The organism is Janthinobacterium sp. TB1-E2 (assembly GCF_036885605.1).
Taxonomy (GTDB): Bacteria; Pseudomonadota; Gammaproteobacteria; order Burkholderiales; family Burkholderiaceae_D; genus Janthinobacterium; species Janthinobacterium aestuarii.
This window is the reverse complement of record NZ_CP142523.1, coordinates 4,248,321-4,264,751: the sequence shown is the minus strand read 5'-3', so window position 1 is coordinate 4,264,751 and position 16,431 is coordinate 4,248,321. Positions and strand designations below refer to the sequence as shown.

Sequence of the window (16,431 nt, the reverse complement as noted above, 5' to 3'; positions counted from 1 at the left end):
CCGCGCGCATCATGCGGGCTTTCCAGCCTTGCTCATGGCGCGCCCGAGCACGAAAATGGCCAGCGCGGCGAGTATCAGTACGCTGGCCACGCCAAAGGTGGCGTGCATGCCGGCTATCATGGCGGCCGGCGGAGCACTGGCGATATCGCTGGTGCCGGCAGCGAAGACGGCGCCCATCACGGAGGCGCCCGTGACGAGGCCCAGATTGCGCGACAGATTGAGCATGCCGGAGATGACGCCGCGCTGCTCGGGAACGATATCGACCATCACGGCCGTATTGTTGGCTGCCTGGAACAGCGCATAGCTGGCCGTCAGCAGCATGATCGGGACGACGTAGCCGGCAATGCCCAGGCTGGCGGGCAGCAGGGCCAGCGCCAGGCAGGCGAAGGCCGCGCCGCACAGGCCCGCGCCGCCCATGCGCTGCGCGCCGTAGCGGTCCACCAGCCAGCCGGACGGCACGCCGCAGAACGCCGCCACCAGCGGCCCGGCCGCCAGCACCATGCCGGTGGCGGCCGTACCCAGGCCCAGGCCGCGCGCCAGGTAGAAGGGGCCGACCACCAGGGTGGACATCATGACCGTCGACACCAGCATGCTGGTCGCCAGGCCGGCGCTGAGCACGGGCGCGCGCAGCATGGCCAGGCGTATCAGCGGCGCGGGCGCTTTCAGTTCAACGCGGACGAACACGATGGCGCCCACGCAGGCGGCCAGCAGCAGCGCCACGTTGCGCATGCCGAAATGGCCGCGGCCCAGCGTCATCGCCAGCGCATAGGCGGCCAGGGTCAGCGCCAGCAGCATGGTGCCGCGGTGGTCGAACACGGGACGCTTGGCGTTGGCGCCGCGCTGGTCGGCCGGCAGGTAGCGCCAGGCCAGCAATAGCGCCACGCCGGCCAGCGGCACGTTGACGAGGAAAATGGCTTGCCAGCCGAAGCGCGCGATCAGCAGCCCGCCCAGCGCAGGGCCAAGCGTGGTGCCGATGGCCGACATGGTGCCGAGCAGGCCCATGGCGCTGCCCGTTCTGGCCTTGGGCACGGTGCTGCCGACAAAGGCCATGGTCAGTGCCATCATGACGGACGCGCCCAGGCCCTGCAGGGCGCGCGCGGCAACCAGCAGCCACAAGGTGGGCGCCAGCGCGCACAGGATGGAAGCGACGGCAAACAGCGCGATGCCGGCCAGCAGCAGGCGGCGCCGGCCGACCATGTCGCCAAGGCGGCCCACGCTGACGATCAGCGCGGTGATGGCCAGCAGATAGGCCAGCACGATCCATTGCACATCCTGGAACGGCGCATGCAGGGCCCTGGCCATGTCGGGCAAGCCCACGTTGGCGATACTGGTACCCAGCGCGGGCAGCAGCATGGCCAGGGACAGGCTGGCAAGCGCGCCGCGCACGGGTAGCGTGATGGCCTGCTGCTCGGGTGGTGCGGATTTTGACGGTGGTTGCATGGCGTGGCGGATCCTCGGATAGGGTCACCACATGGTACTGAGGGATCTGGCATGGCGGAAGACGCAGCATGTGCATTGTGTTGTTGCGTCTGACGCCATGTGAGGGAACTACATCACCAGGCTAGATCGCATTGAGCGGTATCTTCAGGTAGCGCACGCCGTTGTCTTCCGGTTCGGGCAGCTTGCCAGCGTTGATGTTGACCTGGATGGCGGGCAGGATCAAGGTCGGCATGTCGAGGGTGGCGTCGCGGCTGGTGCGCATGGCCACGAATTGTTCTTCCGTGATGCCGTCGCGCAGGTGGATATTCCTGGCGCGCTGTTCCGCCACCGTCACTTCCCAGCGCGCTTCGCGGCCGTTGGGCGGGTAGTCGTGGCACATGAACAGGCGCGTTTGCGGCGGCAGCGCCAGCAATCGCTGCGCGGAGCGGTACAGCAGGGAAGCGGAGCCGCCGGGAAAATCGCAGCGGGCCGAGCCCACGTCCGGCATGAACAAGGTGTCGCCGACAAACACGGCGTCGCCGATCTGGTAGGCCAGGTCGGCCGGCGTGTGGCCGGGCACGTGCAGGGCGCGCACTTCCAGCTGGCCGATATGAAAGACCTGGTCGGGCGCGAACAGCTGGTCGAACTGCGAGCCGTCGGCCCTGGCGCCATCCTGGTGGTAGACGGCCGCGAACGCCTGCTGCACCGTCTGGATGGCGGCGCCGATGGCCACGTCGCCGCCCAGCTGCTGCTGCAAATAGGGCGCGGCGGAAAGATGGTCGGCGTGCGCGTGGGTTTCCAGCAGCCAGCGGCATTGCAAGCCGTGTTCGCGCACGAAGGCGATCACCTTGTCGGCCGAGGCGGTCGAGGTGCGGCCCGCCTTCGGGTCGTAGTCGAGCACGGAGTCGATGATGGCGCAGTCCCGCCCATCTGCCTCGTAGACAACATAGGTGACGGTGGCGGTGGCGGGGTCGAAAAAAGCTTGGATTTGTGGAGTCATCACGGCGGCAGGGGGCGGGCAGGGAATAACATTATATCGCCAGAGTTCGTTCAAAAAATGTTGAAAATTAACATTTAACATGCGAAAAACAGATAAGGGGGAGGGCTCCGCGCGCGACTACCGTGCGCACCCTGTGTCTTGCCGCGTGCTAACCTCATTCTTCCAAGGAGGATTTCATGAACGATATCACTGCACGCAGCGAACAATACCGCGGTTTTACGATTTCGGTGACCCCGCAAAAGGATAACGACGACTTATGGGATTTTACCTACCGCCTGCAGCGCGAAGGTGAACCCGAGGCGCAGGCGATCACGCGCAGCCGCACCCTGGGCGGCTACGCGGCCCCTGAAACGGCTTGCACGGCGGGCCTGGAAGTGGCCAGGACGGAAGTGGATAATCTGCTGCGCCCTTGAGCCAGCGTAAATCGTTTAGCCCGAAAGTGCGCCTGGCTATGGCCGGCGCGTGAAACACGTCGCTGCCAGTCGCGCTTCATGCTACGATTTCCAGTATTGAGTCAGTCACCAAGGAGGCACCCCATGAATAGCAGTTCTAAAATTCACTATAAAGGCTGGGAAATCGTTCCCCTGGCCGTGCCCACCACCGACGGCAAATGGTCGGCCAGTTGCGACATCGAACGCGCCACGGCGGAAGGCCTGGAAGTGTTCGAAGGCTCGACCATGCAGTTCGTGCGCGACGACGAGGAGGGCGCCATTGCCGCCGCCTGCGAAGAAGCCGTGCGCCAGATCGACAACATCATCGCCAATCCACTGGTGCGGCTGGCCTAGTTTGCCCTGATAGTATCAGTGGTATCAGTTGTATAAATCAGCCGGCGCCCGCCGGCTGTTTTTATTGCGCGTCTTGCCAGCCTGGGCTTTCATCGCCTTGTCTACCCGTCTGTTTCGCGTTTCAATAAATGTTTCAAAATAAGTTTCATGAAACAATATTGAAACATTTTTGACGCCAAACGTGACATCGCTGTTCCGCTGCGTCACAGCACACCGTTCGTGGCCTCATGGCCGTTTGCCTGCCTTTTCACTCTGCATTCGGCGTTTTCCGCCTAGACAGAAGCGGCCTGGCACGGCATTTGCAATACTGATGCTCATAGCCACTCCGTGAAACATTCGGGACCATCCGAAACCCATAAGGTGAACACATGACTCAATACTCCGCAGGTGCCGCATTCCGCAAGGCCGTCCAGGAAGAATCCCCGTTGCAAGTAGTCGGCGCCATCAACGCCAACCACGCCTTGCTGGCCAAGCGCGCCGGTTACAAGGCCATCTACCTGTCCGGCGGCGGCGTCGCGGCCGGCTCGCTGGGCTTGCCCGACCTGGGCATTTCCAGCCTGGACGACGTGCTGACCGACATCCGCCGCATCACCGACGTGTGCGACCTGCCGCTGCTGGTCGACGCCGACACGGGTTTCGGTTCGTCCGCCTTCAACGTGGCGCGCACCGTGAAATCGATGATCAAGTTCGGCGCGGCCGCCCTGCACATCGAAGACCAGGTGGGCGCCAAGCGTTGCGGCCACCGTCCGGGCAAGGAAATCGTGAGCAAGGAAGAAATGGTCGACCGCATCAAGGCGGCCGTCGATGCGCGCACGGACCCGAACTTCGTCATCATGGCGCGCACCGATGCGCTGGCCGTCGATGGCCTGGAAGCGGCGCTCGAGCGCGCCGTCGCCTGCGTCGAAGCGGGCGCCGACATGATCTTCCCGGAAGCGATCACGGACCTGGACATGTACGCCACGTTCGCCAAGGCGGTCAACGTGCCGATCCTGGCCAACATCACGGAATTCGGTTCCACGCCGCTGTTCACCCTGGACGAGTTGCGCAGCGCCCACGTGGGCCTGGCGCTGTACCCGCTGTCCGCCTTCCGCGCCATGAACAAGGCGGCGGAAAACGTCTACCAGGCGCTGCGCCGCGACGGCACGCAAAAGAATGTGCTCGACACCATGCAGACGCGCATGGAGCTGTATGAATCGATCAATTACCACGACTTCGAGCAAAAACTCGATGCGCTGTTCGCCGCGCAAAAGAAATAAACAGAAGCAGGGGCCGCATGTCGGCCCCGCAGTGACGCAACCGAGACTAGTCAATTTTTGGAGAAATCAATGAACGCACCGCAAGCCGCCACTTTCAAGCCTAAAAAATCCGTCGCCCTGTCCGGCGTTACCGCCGGCAATACGGCGCTGTGCTCGGTCGGCAAGACCGGCAACGATTTGCACTATCGGGGCTATGACATCCTGGACGTGGCCGACAGCTGCGAGTTCGAGGAAATCGCCTACCTGCTGGTGCACGGCAAGCTGCCGACGTCTGCGGAACTGAAAGGCTACAAGGCCAAACTGAAATCCTTGCGCGGCTTGCCGTCGGCCGTGAAACTGGCGCTCGAAGCGCTGCCGGCCGCCGCCCACCCGATGGACGTGATGCGCACGGGCGTGTCCGTGCTGGGCTGCACCTTGCCGGAAAAAGACGACCATAACGCACCGGGCGCGCGCGACATCGCCGACCGCCTGATGGCGTCGTTCGGCTCCATGCTGCTGTACTGGTACCACTACAGCCATAACGGCAAGCGCATCGAAGTGGAAACGGACGACGATTCGATCGGCGGCCACTTCCTGCACCTGCTGCATGGCGAAAAACCGTCAGCGTCGTGGGAAAAAGCCATGCATACCTCGCTGATCCTGTACGCGGAACACGAATTCAACGCGTCGACCTTCACCAGCCGCGTGATCGCCGGCACGGGTTCGGACATCCATTCGGCCATCACGGGCGCCATCGGCGCGCTGCGCGGCCCGAAACACGGCGGCGCGAATGAAGTGGCGCTGGAGATCCAGAAACGCTACGACAACGCCGACGAAGCGGAAGCGGATATCCGCGAGCGCGTCGCCAACAAGGAAGTGGTGATCGGCTTCGGCCACCCCGTCTACACGATCTCCGACCCGCGGAACGTGGTCATCAAGGAAGTGGCCCGTTCGCTGTCGCAGGAAGCCGGCTCCACGAAAATGTTCGACATCGCCGAGCGCCTGGAATCGGTCATGTGGGAAATCAAGAACATGTTCCCGAACCTGGACTGGTTCTCGGCCGTGTCCTACCACATGATGGGCGTGCCGACGGCGATGTTCACGCCGCTGTTCGTCATCTCGCGCACCTCGGGCTGGGCTGCCCACATCATTGAGCAGCGCATCGACAACAAGATCATCCGCCCGAGCGCCAACTACGTGGGCCCGGAAGACCTGGAATTCGTGCCGATCAAGGACCGCAAATAATGAGCACCCCTATGAATACCCTGTACCGCAAATCCTTGCCGGGCACCCAGCTAGACTACTTCGACACGCGCGCCGCCGTCGATGCGATCCAGCCAGGCGCCTACGCCACCTTGCCCTACACCTCGCGCGTACTGGCCGAAAACCTCGTGCGCCGCTGCGACCCGGCCACCCTGGACGCCTCGCTGAGCCAGTTCATCGAACGCCGGCGCGACCTCGATTTCCCGTGGTTCCCCGCGCGCGTCGTCTGTCATGACATCCTGGGCCAGACGGCCCTGGTCGATCTGGCCGGCCTGCGTGACGCCATCGCGGCCCAGGGCGGCGACCCGGCCCTCGTCAACCCGGTGGTGCCCACGCAGCTGGTAGTCGACCACTCGCTGGCCGTCGAATGCGGCGGCTTCGACCCCGACGCCTTCGCCAAGAACCGCGCCATCGAAGACCGCCGCAACGAAGACCGTTTCGACTTCATCGACTGGACCAAGAAAGCGTTTAAAAACGTCGACGTGATCCCGCCGGGCAACGGCATCCTGCACCAGATTAACCTCGAGCGCATGTCGCCCGTGATCCAGGTGCAGGATGGCGTGGCCTATCCCGACACCCTGGTCGGCACGGATTCGCATACGCCCATGGTCGACGCGCTGGGCGTGATCGCCATCGGCGTGGGCGGCCTGGAAGCGGAAAGCGTGATGCTGGGCCGCGCCTCGTGGATGCGTTTGCCCGACATCATCGGCGTCAAGCTGACGGGTAAACCGCAGCCCGGCATCACGGCCACGGACACGGTGCTGGCACTGACGGAGTTCCTGCGCAAGCAGAAGGTCGTCTCGTCCTATCTGGAATTCTTTGGCGAAGGCGCTTCGCACTTGACCCTGGGCGACCGCGCCACGATTTCCAACATGGCGCCGGAATTCGGCGCCACGGCCGCCATGTTTTACATCGACGCGCAAACCATCAAGTATCTGAAACTGACGGGCCGCGACGATGAACTGGTGAAACTGGTGGAGCTGTACGCGAAAGAGACGGGCCTGTGGGCCGACAGCCTGGTCGACGCGCAGTATGAGCGCGTATTGACGTTTGACCTGTCGTCCGTCGTGCGCAATATCGCAGGACCGTCGAACCCGCACAACCGCGTACCGACGTCGGAACTGGCCGCGCGCGGGATTTCCGGCGTGGTCGAGAACGAGCCGGGCAAGATGCCGGACGGCGCCGTCATCATCGCGGCCATTACCAGCTGCACCAATACGAACAACCCGCGAAACATGATCGCCGCCGGCCTGATCGCGCGCAATGCGAACCGCCTGGGCCTCACGCGTAAACCCTGGGTGAAATCGTCGCTGGCGCCCGGCTCGAAAACCGTGGAACTGTATCTGCAGGAAGCGGGCCTGATGCCGGAGCTCGAAACATTGGGCTTTGGCGTCGTGGCGTTTGCCTGCACCTCGTGCAACGGCATGTCGGGCGCGCTCGACCCCGTGATCCAGGATGAAGTGGTATCGCGCGACCTGTACGCCACGGCCGTCCTGTCGGGCAACCGCAACTTCGACGGCCGCATCCACCCGTACGCGAAACAGGCTTTTCTCGCCTCGCCGCCGCTGGTGGTGGCGTATGCGATCGCCGGCACCATCCGCTTCGATATCGAGAAGGATGTGCTGGGCCATGATGCGGACGGCAAGCCGATTTTACTGAAAGATATCTGGCCGTCCGACGAGGAAATCGACGCCATCGTCGCATCCAGCGTCAAGCCGGAGCAGTTCCGCAAGGTGTACATTCCGATGTTCGCCGCGCAGGCGGACGACGGCATCAAGGTCAGCCCCCTGTACGACTGGCGTCCGCAGACGACGTATATCCGCCGTCCGCCGTACTGGGAAGGCGCGCTGGCTGGCGCGCGCCCATTGAAGGGCATGCGTCCGCTGGCGGTCCTGGGCGACAACATCACCACCGACCACTTGTCGCCATCGAACGCCATCATGCTCGATAGCGCGGCCGGCGAATACCTGGCGAAGATGGGCTTGCCCGAGGAAGATTTCAATTCCTACGCCACGCACCGGGGCGACCATTTGACGGCGCAACGCGCCACGTTCGCCAACCCGACCCTGAAGAACGAAATGGTCATCGAGGACGGCAAAGTGAAGGCGGGTTCGCTCACGCGCATCGAGCCGGAAGGCAAAATCTCGCGCATGTGGGAAGCCATCGAGGTGTACATGGAGCGCAAGCAGCCATTGATCATCATCGCCGGCGCCGATTATGGCCAGGGTTCCTCGCGCGACTGGGCCGCCAAGGGCGTGCGCCTGGCTGGCGTGGAAGCCATCGTGGCCGAAGGTTTTGAACGTATCCACCGCACCAACCTGGTGGGCATGGGCGTCTTGCCGCTGGAGTTCCTGGCTGGCGTGAACCGCAAGACCCTGGGCCTGGACGGCAGCGAAACCTATGACGTCGTCGGTGAGCGTACGCCGCGCTCCACCCTGACTCTCGTCATCCACCGCAAGAACGGCGAAACGGTCGAAGTGCCCGTCACCTGCCGCCTCGATACGGCGGAAGAGGTGTCGATCTATGAGGCCGGTGGCGTGCTGCAACGGTTTGCGCAGGATTTCCTCGAGTCTTCGAAAGCCGCGTAATCCACGATTGATGCAACGTAAATCAGGGGTCAGACCCGACGGGTCTGACCCCAGCTCTTTGCCTCTGGGTTTAATCAGCAATTCAACGCAGGAACTCTAATGACCCACACCCCCCAAATCAAAATCCCCGCCACCTACATGCGCGGCGGCACCAGCAAGGGCGTGTTCTTCCGCCTGCAGGATTTGCCCGCCAGCGCGCAAGTGCCGGGCACGGCGCGCGATGCCTTGCTGCTGCGCGTGATCGGCAGCCCCGACCCGTATGGCAAGCAGATCGACGGCATGGGCGGCGCCACCTCGAGCACCAGCAAGACGGTGATCCTGGCGAAAAGTACCAAGCCGGAGCACGACGTCGACTACCTGTTCGGCCAGGTGTCCATCGACAAGCCGTTTGTCGACTGGAGCGGCAACTGCGGCAACCTGTCGGCCGCCGTTGGCTCGTTCGCCATTGCCAGCGGCCTGGTGGACGCCGCCCGCGTGCCTGCGAACGGTATCGCCACGGTGCGCATCTGGCAAGCCAATATCGGCAAGACCATCATCGCCCACGTCCCCATGATGGATGGCGAAGTACAGGAAACGGGCGACTTCGAGCTCGATGGCGTGACCTTCCCGGCCGCCGAAGTGAAACTGGAATTCCTCGATCCGGCCGCAGAGGAAGAGGGCGGCGGTGGCGCGATGTTCCCCACCGGCAACCTCGTCGATGACCTTGACGTGCCCGGCATCGGCGTCTTGAAAGTCACGATGATCAACGCCGGTATCCCGACGATTTTCGTCGACGCGGACGCCATCGGCTACACGGGCACGGAGCTGCAGGACGCCATCAACGGCGATCCGTCCGCGCTGGCCCGCTTCGAAACCATCCGCGCGCATGGCGCCCTGCGCATGGGTTTGATTTCCCACCTCGATGAAGCGGCGAAACGCCAGCATACGCCGAAAGTGGCGTTTGTCGCCAGGCCGGCCGGCTATGTCTCGTCCAGCGGCAAGCAGGTGGAAGCGGGCGACATCGACCTGCTGGTGCGCGCCCTGTCCATGGGCAAGCTGCACCACGCCATGATGGGCACGGCCGCTGTGGCCATCGGCACGGCGGCGGCCATTCCCGGCACCCTGGTCAACCTGGCGGCCGGCGGCGGTCCCCGCAATTCGGTACGCTTCGGCCACCCGTCCGGCACCCTGATGGTGGGCGCGGAAGCGGCGCTGGCCGATGGCGCATGGAGCGTCACCACGGCCATCATGAGCCGCAGCGCGCGCGTACTGATGGAAGGTGTCGTGCGCGTACCCGGCGACGCGTTTTAAGCTGCCAGGCGAAACAGGCGGATGCGCATGCAGATCAGTTGATATTTCTGCTAGCAAAGAAACTGAGCGACAAGGAAAATGGGGGGCGTCAGCCGCGATGCGCGTGAGCGTAGTGCAGGCGCTGGCCGCCTCCCACACTTCCTGACTGGTGAACAGATGCTATTTAACTCCTACGTCTTCCTGTTTGCGTATCTGCCCATCACGGTGGCGGGCTTTTTCATCCTGGGACGGCGCAGCCAGTCATGGGCCGCCGCCTGGCTGGCCGGCGCCTCGCTGTTTTTCTATGGCTGGTGGGACTACCGCTACCTGCCGTTGCTGCTCGGCTCCATCGTCTTCAATTACGGCTGCGCCACCTTGCTGGGACCGGGACGCATCCGCCACCGCAAGGGCCTGTTGATCGCGGCTATCGCCGCCAACCTGGGCATGCTCGCCTATTACAAGTATGCGGGTTTCTTCGTTGCCAGCCTGGCGCAATTGCTGGCGCAGCCGATGCCCGTCCTGCACGTGGTGCTGCCGATCGGAATCTCGTTCTTTACGTTTACGCAGATCGCCTTCCTGGTCGATACCTACCAGGGCAAGGCGCGGGAAAGCCGCTTTGTCCACTATCTGCTGTTCGTCACGTATTTTCCGCACCTGATCGCCGGCCCTGTGCTGCACCACAAGGAGATGATGCCGCAGTTCGCCGACAAGCGCATCTTCCGGCTATCTGGCAGGAATGTGGCCATCGGCTCGACGATTTTCATCATCGGGCTGGCGAAAAAAGTACTGGTCGCCGATAACATCGGCCCGTATGCGGCACCGCTGTTCAGCGATCCGGCCGCGCCATCGCTGCTGGCCGCCTGGGGCGGGGTACTGGCGTACGCGTTCCAGCTGTACTTCGATTTCTCCGGCTATTCCGACATGGCCATCGGCTTGTCGAGATTATTTGGCGTGCGCCTGCCGCTCAATTTCGACTCGCCCTACAAAGCGCGCAATATCGCGCAATTCTGGCGCCGCTGGCACATGACCCTGTCGCGCTTCCTGCGTGACTACCTGTATATCCCGCTGGGCGGCAAGCGCTGCGGGCCCGCGCGGCGCTATCTGAACCTGATGATCACCATGGTGCTGGGCGGCCTGTGGCATGGCGCCGGGTGGAATTTCATCGTCTGGGGCGCGCTGCATGGCGCTTACCTGGCTATCCACAAGGGCTGGGGCACGGTGGCGCGCACGCTTCACCTGCCGTCCGATACGCGTGCGGGCAATGTCGTGGCGACTTGCCTCACTTTTACCGCCGTTTGCATCGCCTGGGTTTTCTTCCGCGCTTCCGATATGGACAGTGCTCTGACAATATTAACAGGCATGGGCGGCGGCTACGGACTGGCCTTGCCCGATGCGCTGGCTCCCTATCTGCTGCCGGCGCAGCCCGTGCTCGCGTCGATGGGCGTGTCCTTCTATCTGGGCGGCGGCATGGCGTTTGTCGAAAGCTGGACGTGGATCGCGATGGCGGCCGTGCTGGTTTTCGCCATGCCCAATACGCAGCAAATCATGCGGCGCTTCGAGCCGGCGCTGGACTTCCAGGACGGCCAGGCTGCGGCAGGGGCGGGCGGTTTGGGCGGCTTGCGCAGGCTGACCTGGCGCGCCTCACCCGCGTGGGCCGCCGCCATCGCCGCGCTGGCGCTGGCGAGCACGCTGGCCTTGAACCGGCCCGCCGAATTCCTGTACTTTCAATTTTAGGGGACCGCCATGACACGCTCCCCATTCAGGTTGTATCTGCTGACGATGCTGCTCCTGCTGGTGTCGGGGGCCATCATCGTTTGCGCCTTTGTGCTCATCGTCGACCCGTATGGCGTGTATGGAATCGTGCGCCGCGACCATTTCAATGCCGTCAAGCCGGGACTGACCCGCTATCAAAGCCAGATCAAGCAGGAACATGCGCTGCGTCTGCGGCCACAATTCATCATCCTGGGAAACTCGCGCGCCGAGATCGGCTTCGACCCGCGCGCCAGCGCTCTTGCGGCGCTGGGCGCCGGCTACAACCTGGCGATACCCGGCACGGGCCTGGCCACGTCCGCCAGCCAGTTCGCGCAATTGCGCCAGGCTGGCGTCAAGCCGCACACGGTCATCGTGGGCATGGAGTTCATTGACTTTCTCAATCCCGCCGTTGCGCCAGCCGCACGCCAAGCACCAGCGGCCGCTGCGCCCGCGCATGGCCGCGCTGACTGGCGCTTCGATGCGCTCTTTTCGCTGGCCTCCGTCAAGGATGCAGTGCACACGCTGCGCATCCAGCATGATGGCGAGGCGGCGACCATGTCGGCCGACGGCTTCAATCCCTTGCTCGACTATGGCGCCCATGCGCGCCGGGACGGCTACCACAAGATGTTCGCGCAACGGGCGCGGGAAAGCGCCGCCAACTTGGGCCGCAAATCGACGCGCGGCCTCGCCGCCGAAGATTTCCAGTTGTTGCGCACCTTCTTGCTGGCGATGGCGGCCACGCAAGCCGATATCAAGCTGGTGATCTATCCGTACCACGCGCAAATGCTGGCTATGTTCGAGGATGCGGGGCTGTGGCCCTTGTTCGAGGAATGGAAAGCACAGCTGGTGCTGGCAATTGGCGAGGTCAGGGCGCGGTACCCGGGCGCGCGGATTTCCCTGACTGATTTCAGCGGTTACGGCGCATACAACTGCGAGCCGATACCCGCCGCCAACGAGCGGAGCAAGGCCACGCGCTGGTACTGGGAAGCGGGGCATTTCAAGAAGGCGCTGGGCGACATCGTGCTGCGGCGCGTGATGTCGCCACAGGAAACTGCACCGGACGACGGGCAGTTCGGCATGCCGCTCGATGCTGCCAGACTGGAGGAAAACCGCGCGCGGATCGCGCAGGAACGCGGCAGTTGCGTGGCGGCGCAGCCGGCATTGTTTGCAAGGCAGATGCTGGCTGAACAGCATGGCCATGCCGGGGGACGCAGATGAACAGATAAGTAAAGAAGCATGAAAAACAACAACTACCGGAGGAGACATGAATTTCGCAAGTTTTTATCAACGCTCGATCGACACGCCAGACGCTTTCTGGCGCGAGGAAGCGGACAAGATCGACTGGCATACCCCGTTTTCGCAAGTGCTCGATTATTCCCGGCCGCCGTTCGCCAAATGGTTCGTCGGCGGCACGACGAATTTGTGCCACAACGCCGTTGACCGCTGGGTGGCTAGCCAGGGCGATGCCGCCGCGCTGATCGCCATTTCCACGGAAACGAACACGGAGCGCACCTACAGCTTTCGCGAGTTGCAGCGCGAAGTGGAGCGCTGCGCCGCCATGTTGCTGTCGCTGGGCGTGGTCAAGGGCGACCGCGTATTGATCTACATGCCGATGATCGCCGAGGCGGCGTTTGCCATGCTCGCTTGCGCCCGTATCGGCGCCGTGCATTCCGTGGTCTTCGGCGGTTTTGCCGCCAACAGCCTGGCCAGCCGCATCGACGATGCGCAGCCAAAATTGGTGTTTTCCGCCGATGCCGGTTCGCGCAATGGCAAGGCGATCGCCTACAAGCCACTGCTCGACGAAGCCATCCGCATCGCCGCGCACAAGCCGCAACAGGTGCTGCTGGTCGACCGCCATCTCGTGCCGATGGAACTGACGCCGGGCCGCGACGTCGATTACGCGGCCTTGCGCGAGCAGCATCTGGACGCGCAGGTGCCCGTCACCTGGCTCGAATCGAACGAGGCCTCGTATGTGCTCTACACCTCGGGCACGACGGGCAAACCGAAGGGCGTGCAGCGCGACGTGGGCGGTTATGCGGTGGCGCTGGCATCGTCGATGCAGTACAACTTCTGCGGCAAGCCAGGCGAAACCTTCTTTGCCACGTCGGATATCGGCTGGGTGGTGGGCCATTCCTACATCGTGTATGGCCCGCTGATCGCCGGCATGGCCACCATCCTGTACGAGGGCTTGCCCGTCTGTCCCGATGCGGGCATCTGGTGGAGCATCGTCGAGAAATACAGGGTCACGCGCATGTTCTCGGCGCCGACGGCCATCCGCGTACTGCGCAAGCACCCGGTGGAGCTGATGCGCAAGCACGACCTGTCGTCATTGAAAGCGCTGTACCTTGCGGGCGAGCCGCTCGATGAAACCACGTCGCAATGGATCGCCGATGAACTGAAAGTGGACATCATCGATAACTACTGGCAGACGGAGACGGGCTGGCCGATCCTCTCGGTGGCGAAAGGCGTGGCCGACACGCCGACGCGCCTGGGCAGCCCGGGCCTGGCCATGTACGGCTACCAGGTCAAGCTGCTCAACGAAGCGACGGGCGAGGAGTGCGGCGCCAACGAGAAGGGCGTGCTGGTGCTGGAAGGCCCGCTGCCGCCGGGCTGCATGCAGACCGTGTACGGCGACGATGCGCGCTTTGTCGACACCTACTGGTCCACTTTCAGCGGCCGGCAAGTGTATTCCACCTTCGACTGGGGCGTGCGCGATGCGGACGGCTATTATTTCATTTTGGGCCGTACGGACGACGTGATCAACGTGGCCGGCCACCGCCTGGGCACGCGTGAAATCGAGGAAAGCATCACCAGCCATCCGAACGTATCGGAAGTGGCCGTCGTGGGCGTGGAAGACAAGCTCAAAGGCCAGGTGGCGATGGCCTTCGTGATCCTGAAGGACCCGCAAGGCTTCGACAGCGTGGAAGCGAAAGCGGTGCTGGAACGCGAAGTGATGGCCGTCGTCGACCGCCAGCTGGGCGCCGTGGCGCGGCCTGCGCGCGTGCTGTTCGTGGCGCAGCTGCCGAAGACGCGCTCGGGCAAATTGCTGCGCCGCTCGATTCAGGCCATCTGCGAAGGACGCAGCCCGGGCGATCTGACGTCGATGGATGACCCGGCATCGCTGCAGCAGATCCAGACAGCGCTGGCATAAGCGCCACGATGAAAGCGAAGTTTATCAATCGATAAATTTCGCTTTCAAATCCGGTCGCTTTCCTTGCGCACGACCCGGCCCACGATCAGGCATTCATTGCCGCGGCACAGCTTGCGGTGGTATTTGCGCTGATCGGGGTTGTCCGACGTCAGCCACCATTCGCCGATATCGCGCGCCATGCGCTTGACCACCGGTTCGCCTTCATAATTGATGGCAAACACGATGCCGTCGGCCGGCCGGTTGTCGGCCGTATTGATGATCACCACGTCGTCCTCGTACAGGGCCGGCTCCATGCTCTCGCCCTTGACCTTGATCGCCACCAGTTTTTCAGGGTGGTAGCCATTGCGCTCGACCCAGCTGCGCGGCACGCTGATGGTACTGCCATCGTGCGTTTCCGGTTCGATGGCAAAGCCCGTGATGCCAGCCGACAGCCGCAGTTTCACCTTGCGGATCGGGTAAAAACGCGCATCCTCGCCATCTTCCACCACCACGGGCTGCGCGCCGGCCAGCGCGCGCGCGGCCATGGCCGCCTGGTCGGGCGCCGCGCCCTGGTCGAAGTACATGCTATCGAGCTGCAGATCCGCTTCCAGCTTGCGCGCGATCTTTTCGCTGAACGCGCGTCCCTCGCGGTAGGTGGGCGAGAGGATTTGCGAGATGCGCGCCTCGCTCCAGCCGCTGACGTCGGAAATCTTCTTGCGCGTGTTGTCGTAGTGCTCGCGGATCAGGGCCAGCAGGCGGTCGCGTCTGTATTGATACATATTCATCTCCACATTAAACCTGAAATTTACCGTTTGATAAATTACCAAATGCTTGACTTTAACATTAGCGATTGATAAAGTCCACTTGTTGCCTGTCGCAAACGCACTACAGCGTCTGCCGGTTGGCGACACCACGGGAGGTCAGGCAGATGTTGAACAGCAGTCAGTTGGTTGAAAGCAGGGCGGCGCCACGGCAGGGGCGCCAGTTACAGGGACGCAGCAAGAAGTCGCAGCTGCATATCGCCCGCATCGCGCAGTACATCCGCGAGCAGGGCCAGGCCAGCGCGGCACAGTTGTCCGCCTTGCTGGGACTCGATGCGGGCACCATGAGCCGCTATTTGCGCCACATGTGCGGCATGGGGCAGATCCATCTGGCGCAGCGCCATTGCACCGAGCCGGGGCGCCAGCGGCCCGCCCTGTACGCCCTGGGCGAGCAGGATGACGAGGTTGACGGCTGGGCCGAACTGCCGCCGCAGGTGCGCCGCACGGCCAGCTGGGCGCGCGGCACGGCGCGCCGCGATCCGCTGGTGGCGGCGCTGTTTGGCCCGGCAAGTAACAACGATTAGTATCAACGAGGAACGAGGAGAAATCATGGGATTCGCAGAAAAATTCATCGCATCGCTGTCGTCGCAAAACCTGCGCGACGATGCCGTCCACCACGACCTGGACGTGATCGCGGCGGCCGCGCTGGCCGGCGACATGGGCGCCTTGCTGTGCCGCGTCAAATACGCGGACGGCACCATCAGCCGCCTGTTCGAAGGCAATGCGGGCAACCTGGCGCAGCTGCTGCGTGCCTGGACGGCCGCCGTGACGCAGAAGGGCCACGCGCGGCGCTGGGTCAAGGCGCAGACGGCCTGGGATGCGCAGGCCGCCAATACCTTGTACCGCCGCGTGGCCGAAGCGTCGCTCGCGCATTGGCTCGACAGCAAATGCAAGGGCTGCCACGGCACGGGCGTCGTCGCCGCCATGCAGGCCGGCGCGCCTGTCGTTTGCAAGGCGTGCCACGGTGGCGGCGAAGCGGCCATCAGCTGCTCCGGCGGCTTTGAGCTTGAACGCATCAAGGACATGGTCAGCGAACTGGAAGGCATCTTCCAGTCGCACGGTGCCCGCGCCATGCGCCGTCTCGGTCACTGAAATTTTTTTTGCAATATGCCTGGCACTGAAAAAAACGCCCCTACAATAGAGTCTCGATCACGCAGCAACAGAAACAC

General features: G+C 63.5%; 14 protein-coding genes. 11 read left to right on the top strand and 3 right to left on the bottom strand.

The genetic code is table 11. The annotated features are described in order from the left end of the window. Positions 1–9: 9 nt before the first annotated feature. A complete protein-coding gene (locus OPV09_RS19095) occupies positions 10–1,440 on the bottom strand; it encodes an MFS transporter (RefSeq protein WP_338679119.1) in 1,431 nt (476 codons plus the stop codon). Between the two features lie 121 nt (positions 1,441–1,561). Next, complete coding sequence (locus OPV09_RS19090) at positions 1,562–2,419, bottom strand: MBL fold metallo-hydrolase (RefSeq protein ID WP_338679118.1); 858 nt, start codon at positions 2,417–2,419, stop codon at positions 1,562–1,564. A gap of 176 nt (positions 2,420–2,595) precedes the next feature. Here OPV09_RS19090 and OPV09_RS19085 point away from each other — a divergent pair, with 176 nt between their 5' ends. From OPV09_RS19085 to OPV09_RS19045, 9 genes are all read left to right on the top strand, one after another. Continuing rightward, the gene (locus OPV09_RS19085) at positions 2,596–2,832 is read left to right on the top strand and encodes a hypothetical protein (protein ID WP_070257673.1); all 237 of its coding nucleotides are present in this window, start codon (positions 2,596–2,598) and stop codon (positions 2,830–2,832) included. Positions 2,833–2,955: 123 nt separating this feature from the next. Further along, entirely contained in the window at positions 2,956–3,204 is a 249-nt protein-coding gene (locus OPV09_RS19080; RefSeq protein ID WP_034751890.1) for a hypothetical protein, read from the top strand. 368 nt (positions 3,205–3,572) lie between these two features. Further along, a complete protein-coding gene (gene prpB, locus OPV09_RS19075) occupies positions 3,573–4,460 on the top strand; it encodes a methylisocitrate lyase (protein ID WP_070304753.1) in 888 nt (295 codons plus the stop codon). A gap of 69 nt (positions 4,461–4,529) precedes the next feature. Next, complete coding sequence (gene prpC, locus OPV09_RS19070; RefSeq protein ID WP_230516184.1) at positions 4,530–5,684, top strand: bifunctional 2-methylcitrate synthase/citrate synthase; 1,155 nt, start codon at positions 4,530–4,532, stop codon at positions 5,682–5,684. A gap of 11 nt (positions 5,685–5,695) precedes the next feature. After that, positions 5,696–8,290, top strand: a complete 2,595-nt coding sequence (gene acnD / locus OPV09_RS19065) for a Fe/S-dependent 2-methylisocitrate dehydratase AcnD (protein WP_338682315.1) — start codon at positions 5,696–5,698, stop codon at positions 8,288–8,290. A 99-nt stretch (positions 8,291–8,389) separates the two neighbouring features. After that, the gene (prpF, locus tag OPV09_RS19060) at positions 8,390–9,580 is read left to right on the top strand and encodes a 2-methylaconitate cis-trans isomerase PrpF (protein ID WP_338679117.1); all 1,191 of its coding nucleotides are present in this window, start codon (positions 8,390–8,392) and stop codon (positions 9,578–9,580) included. A gap of 156 nt (positions 9,581–9,736) precedes the next feature. Further along, entirely contained in the window at positions 9,737–11,293 is a 1,557-nt protein-coding gene (locus OPV09_RS19055) for an MBOAT family protein (RefSeq protein WP_338679116.1), read from the top strand. Positions 11,294–11,302: 9 nt separating this feature from the next. Beyond that, a complete protein-coding gene (locus OPV09_RS19050) occupies positions 11,303–12,529 on the top strand; it encodes a hypothetical protein (RefSeq protein ID WP_338679115.1) in 1,227 nt (408 codons plus the stop codon). Positions 12,530–12,575: 46 nt separating this feature from the next. Beyond that, complete coding sequence (locus OPV09_RS19045; protein WP_070304767.1) at positions 12,576–14,462, top strand: propionate--CoA ligase; 1,887 nt, start codon at positions 12,576–12,578, stop codon at positions 14,460–14,462. Positions 14,463–14,506: 44 nt separating this feature from the next. Here the strand turns inward: OPV09_RS19045 and OPV09_RS19040 are convergent, their stop codons facing one another. After that, positions 14,507–15,220 (bottom strand): S24 family peptidase, encoded by a 714-nt coding sequence (locus OPV09_RS19040; RefSeq protein ID WP_070304769.1) that lies wholly within the window; start codon positions 15,218–15,220, stop codon positions 14,507–14,509. Positions 15,221–15,369: 149 nt separating this feature from the next. Between OPV09_RS19040 and OPV09_RS19035 the strand changes: the two genes are divergently transcribed. Together OPV09_RS19035 and OPV09_RS19030 are read left to right on the top strand one after the other, a co-directional pair. Then, the gene (locus tag OPV09_RS19035; protein WP_072453198.1) at positions 15,370–15,786 is read left to right on the top strand and encodes a FeoC-like transcriptional regulator; all 417 of its coding nucleotides are present in this window, start codon (positions 15,370–15,372) and stop codon (positions 15,784–15,786) included. 25 nt (positions 15,787–15,811) lie between these two features. Beyond that, complete coding sequence (locus OPV09_RS19030) at positions 15,812–16,354, top strand: hypothetical protein (protein WP_338679114.1); 543 nt, start codon at positions 15,812–15,814, stop codon at positions 16,352–16,354. The last annotated feature ends 77 nt before the right edge of the window (positions 16,355–16,431 follow it).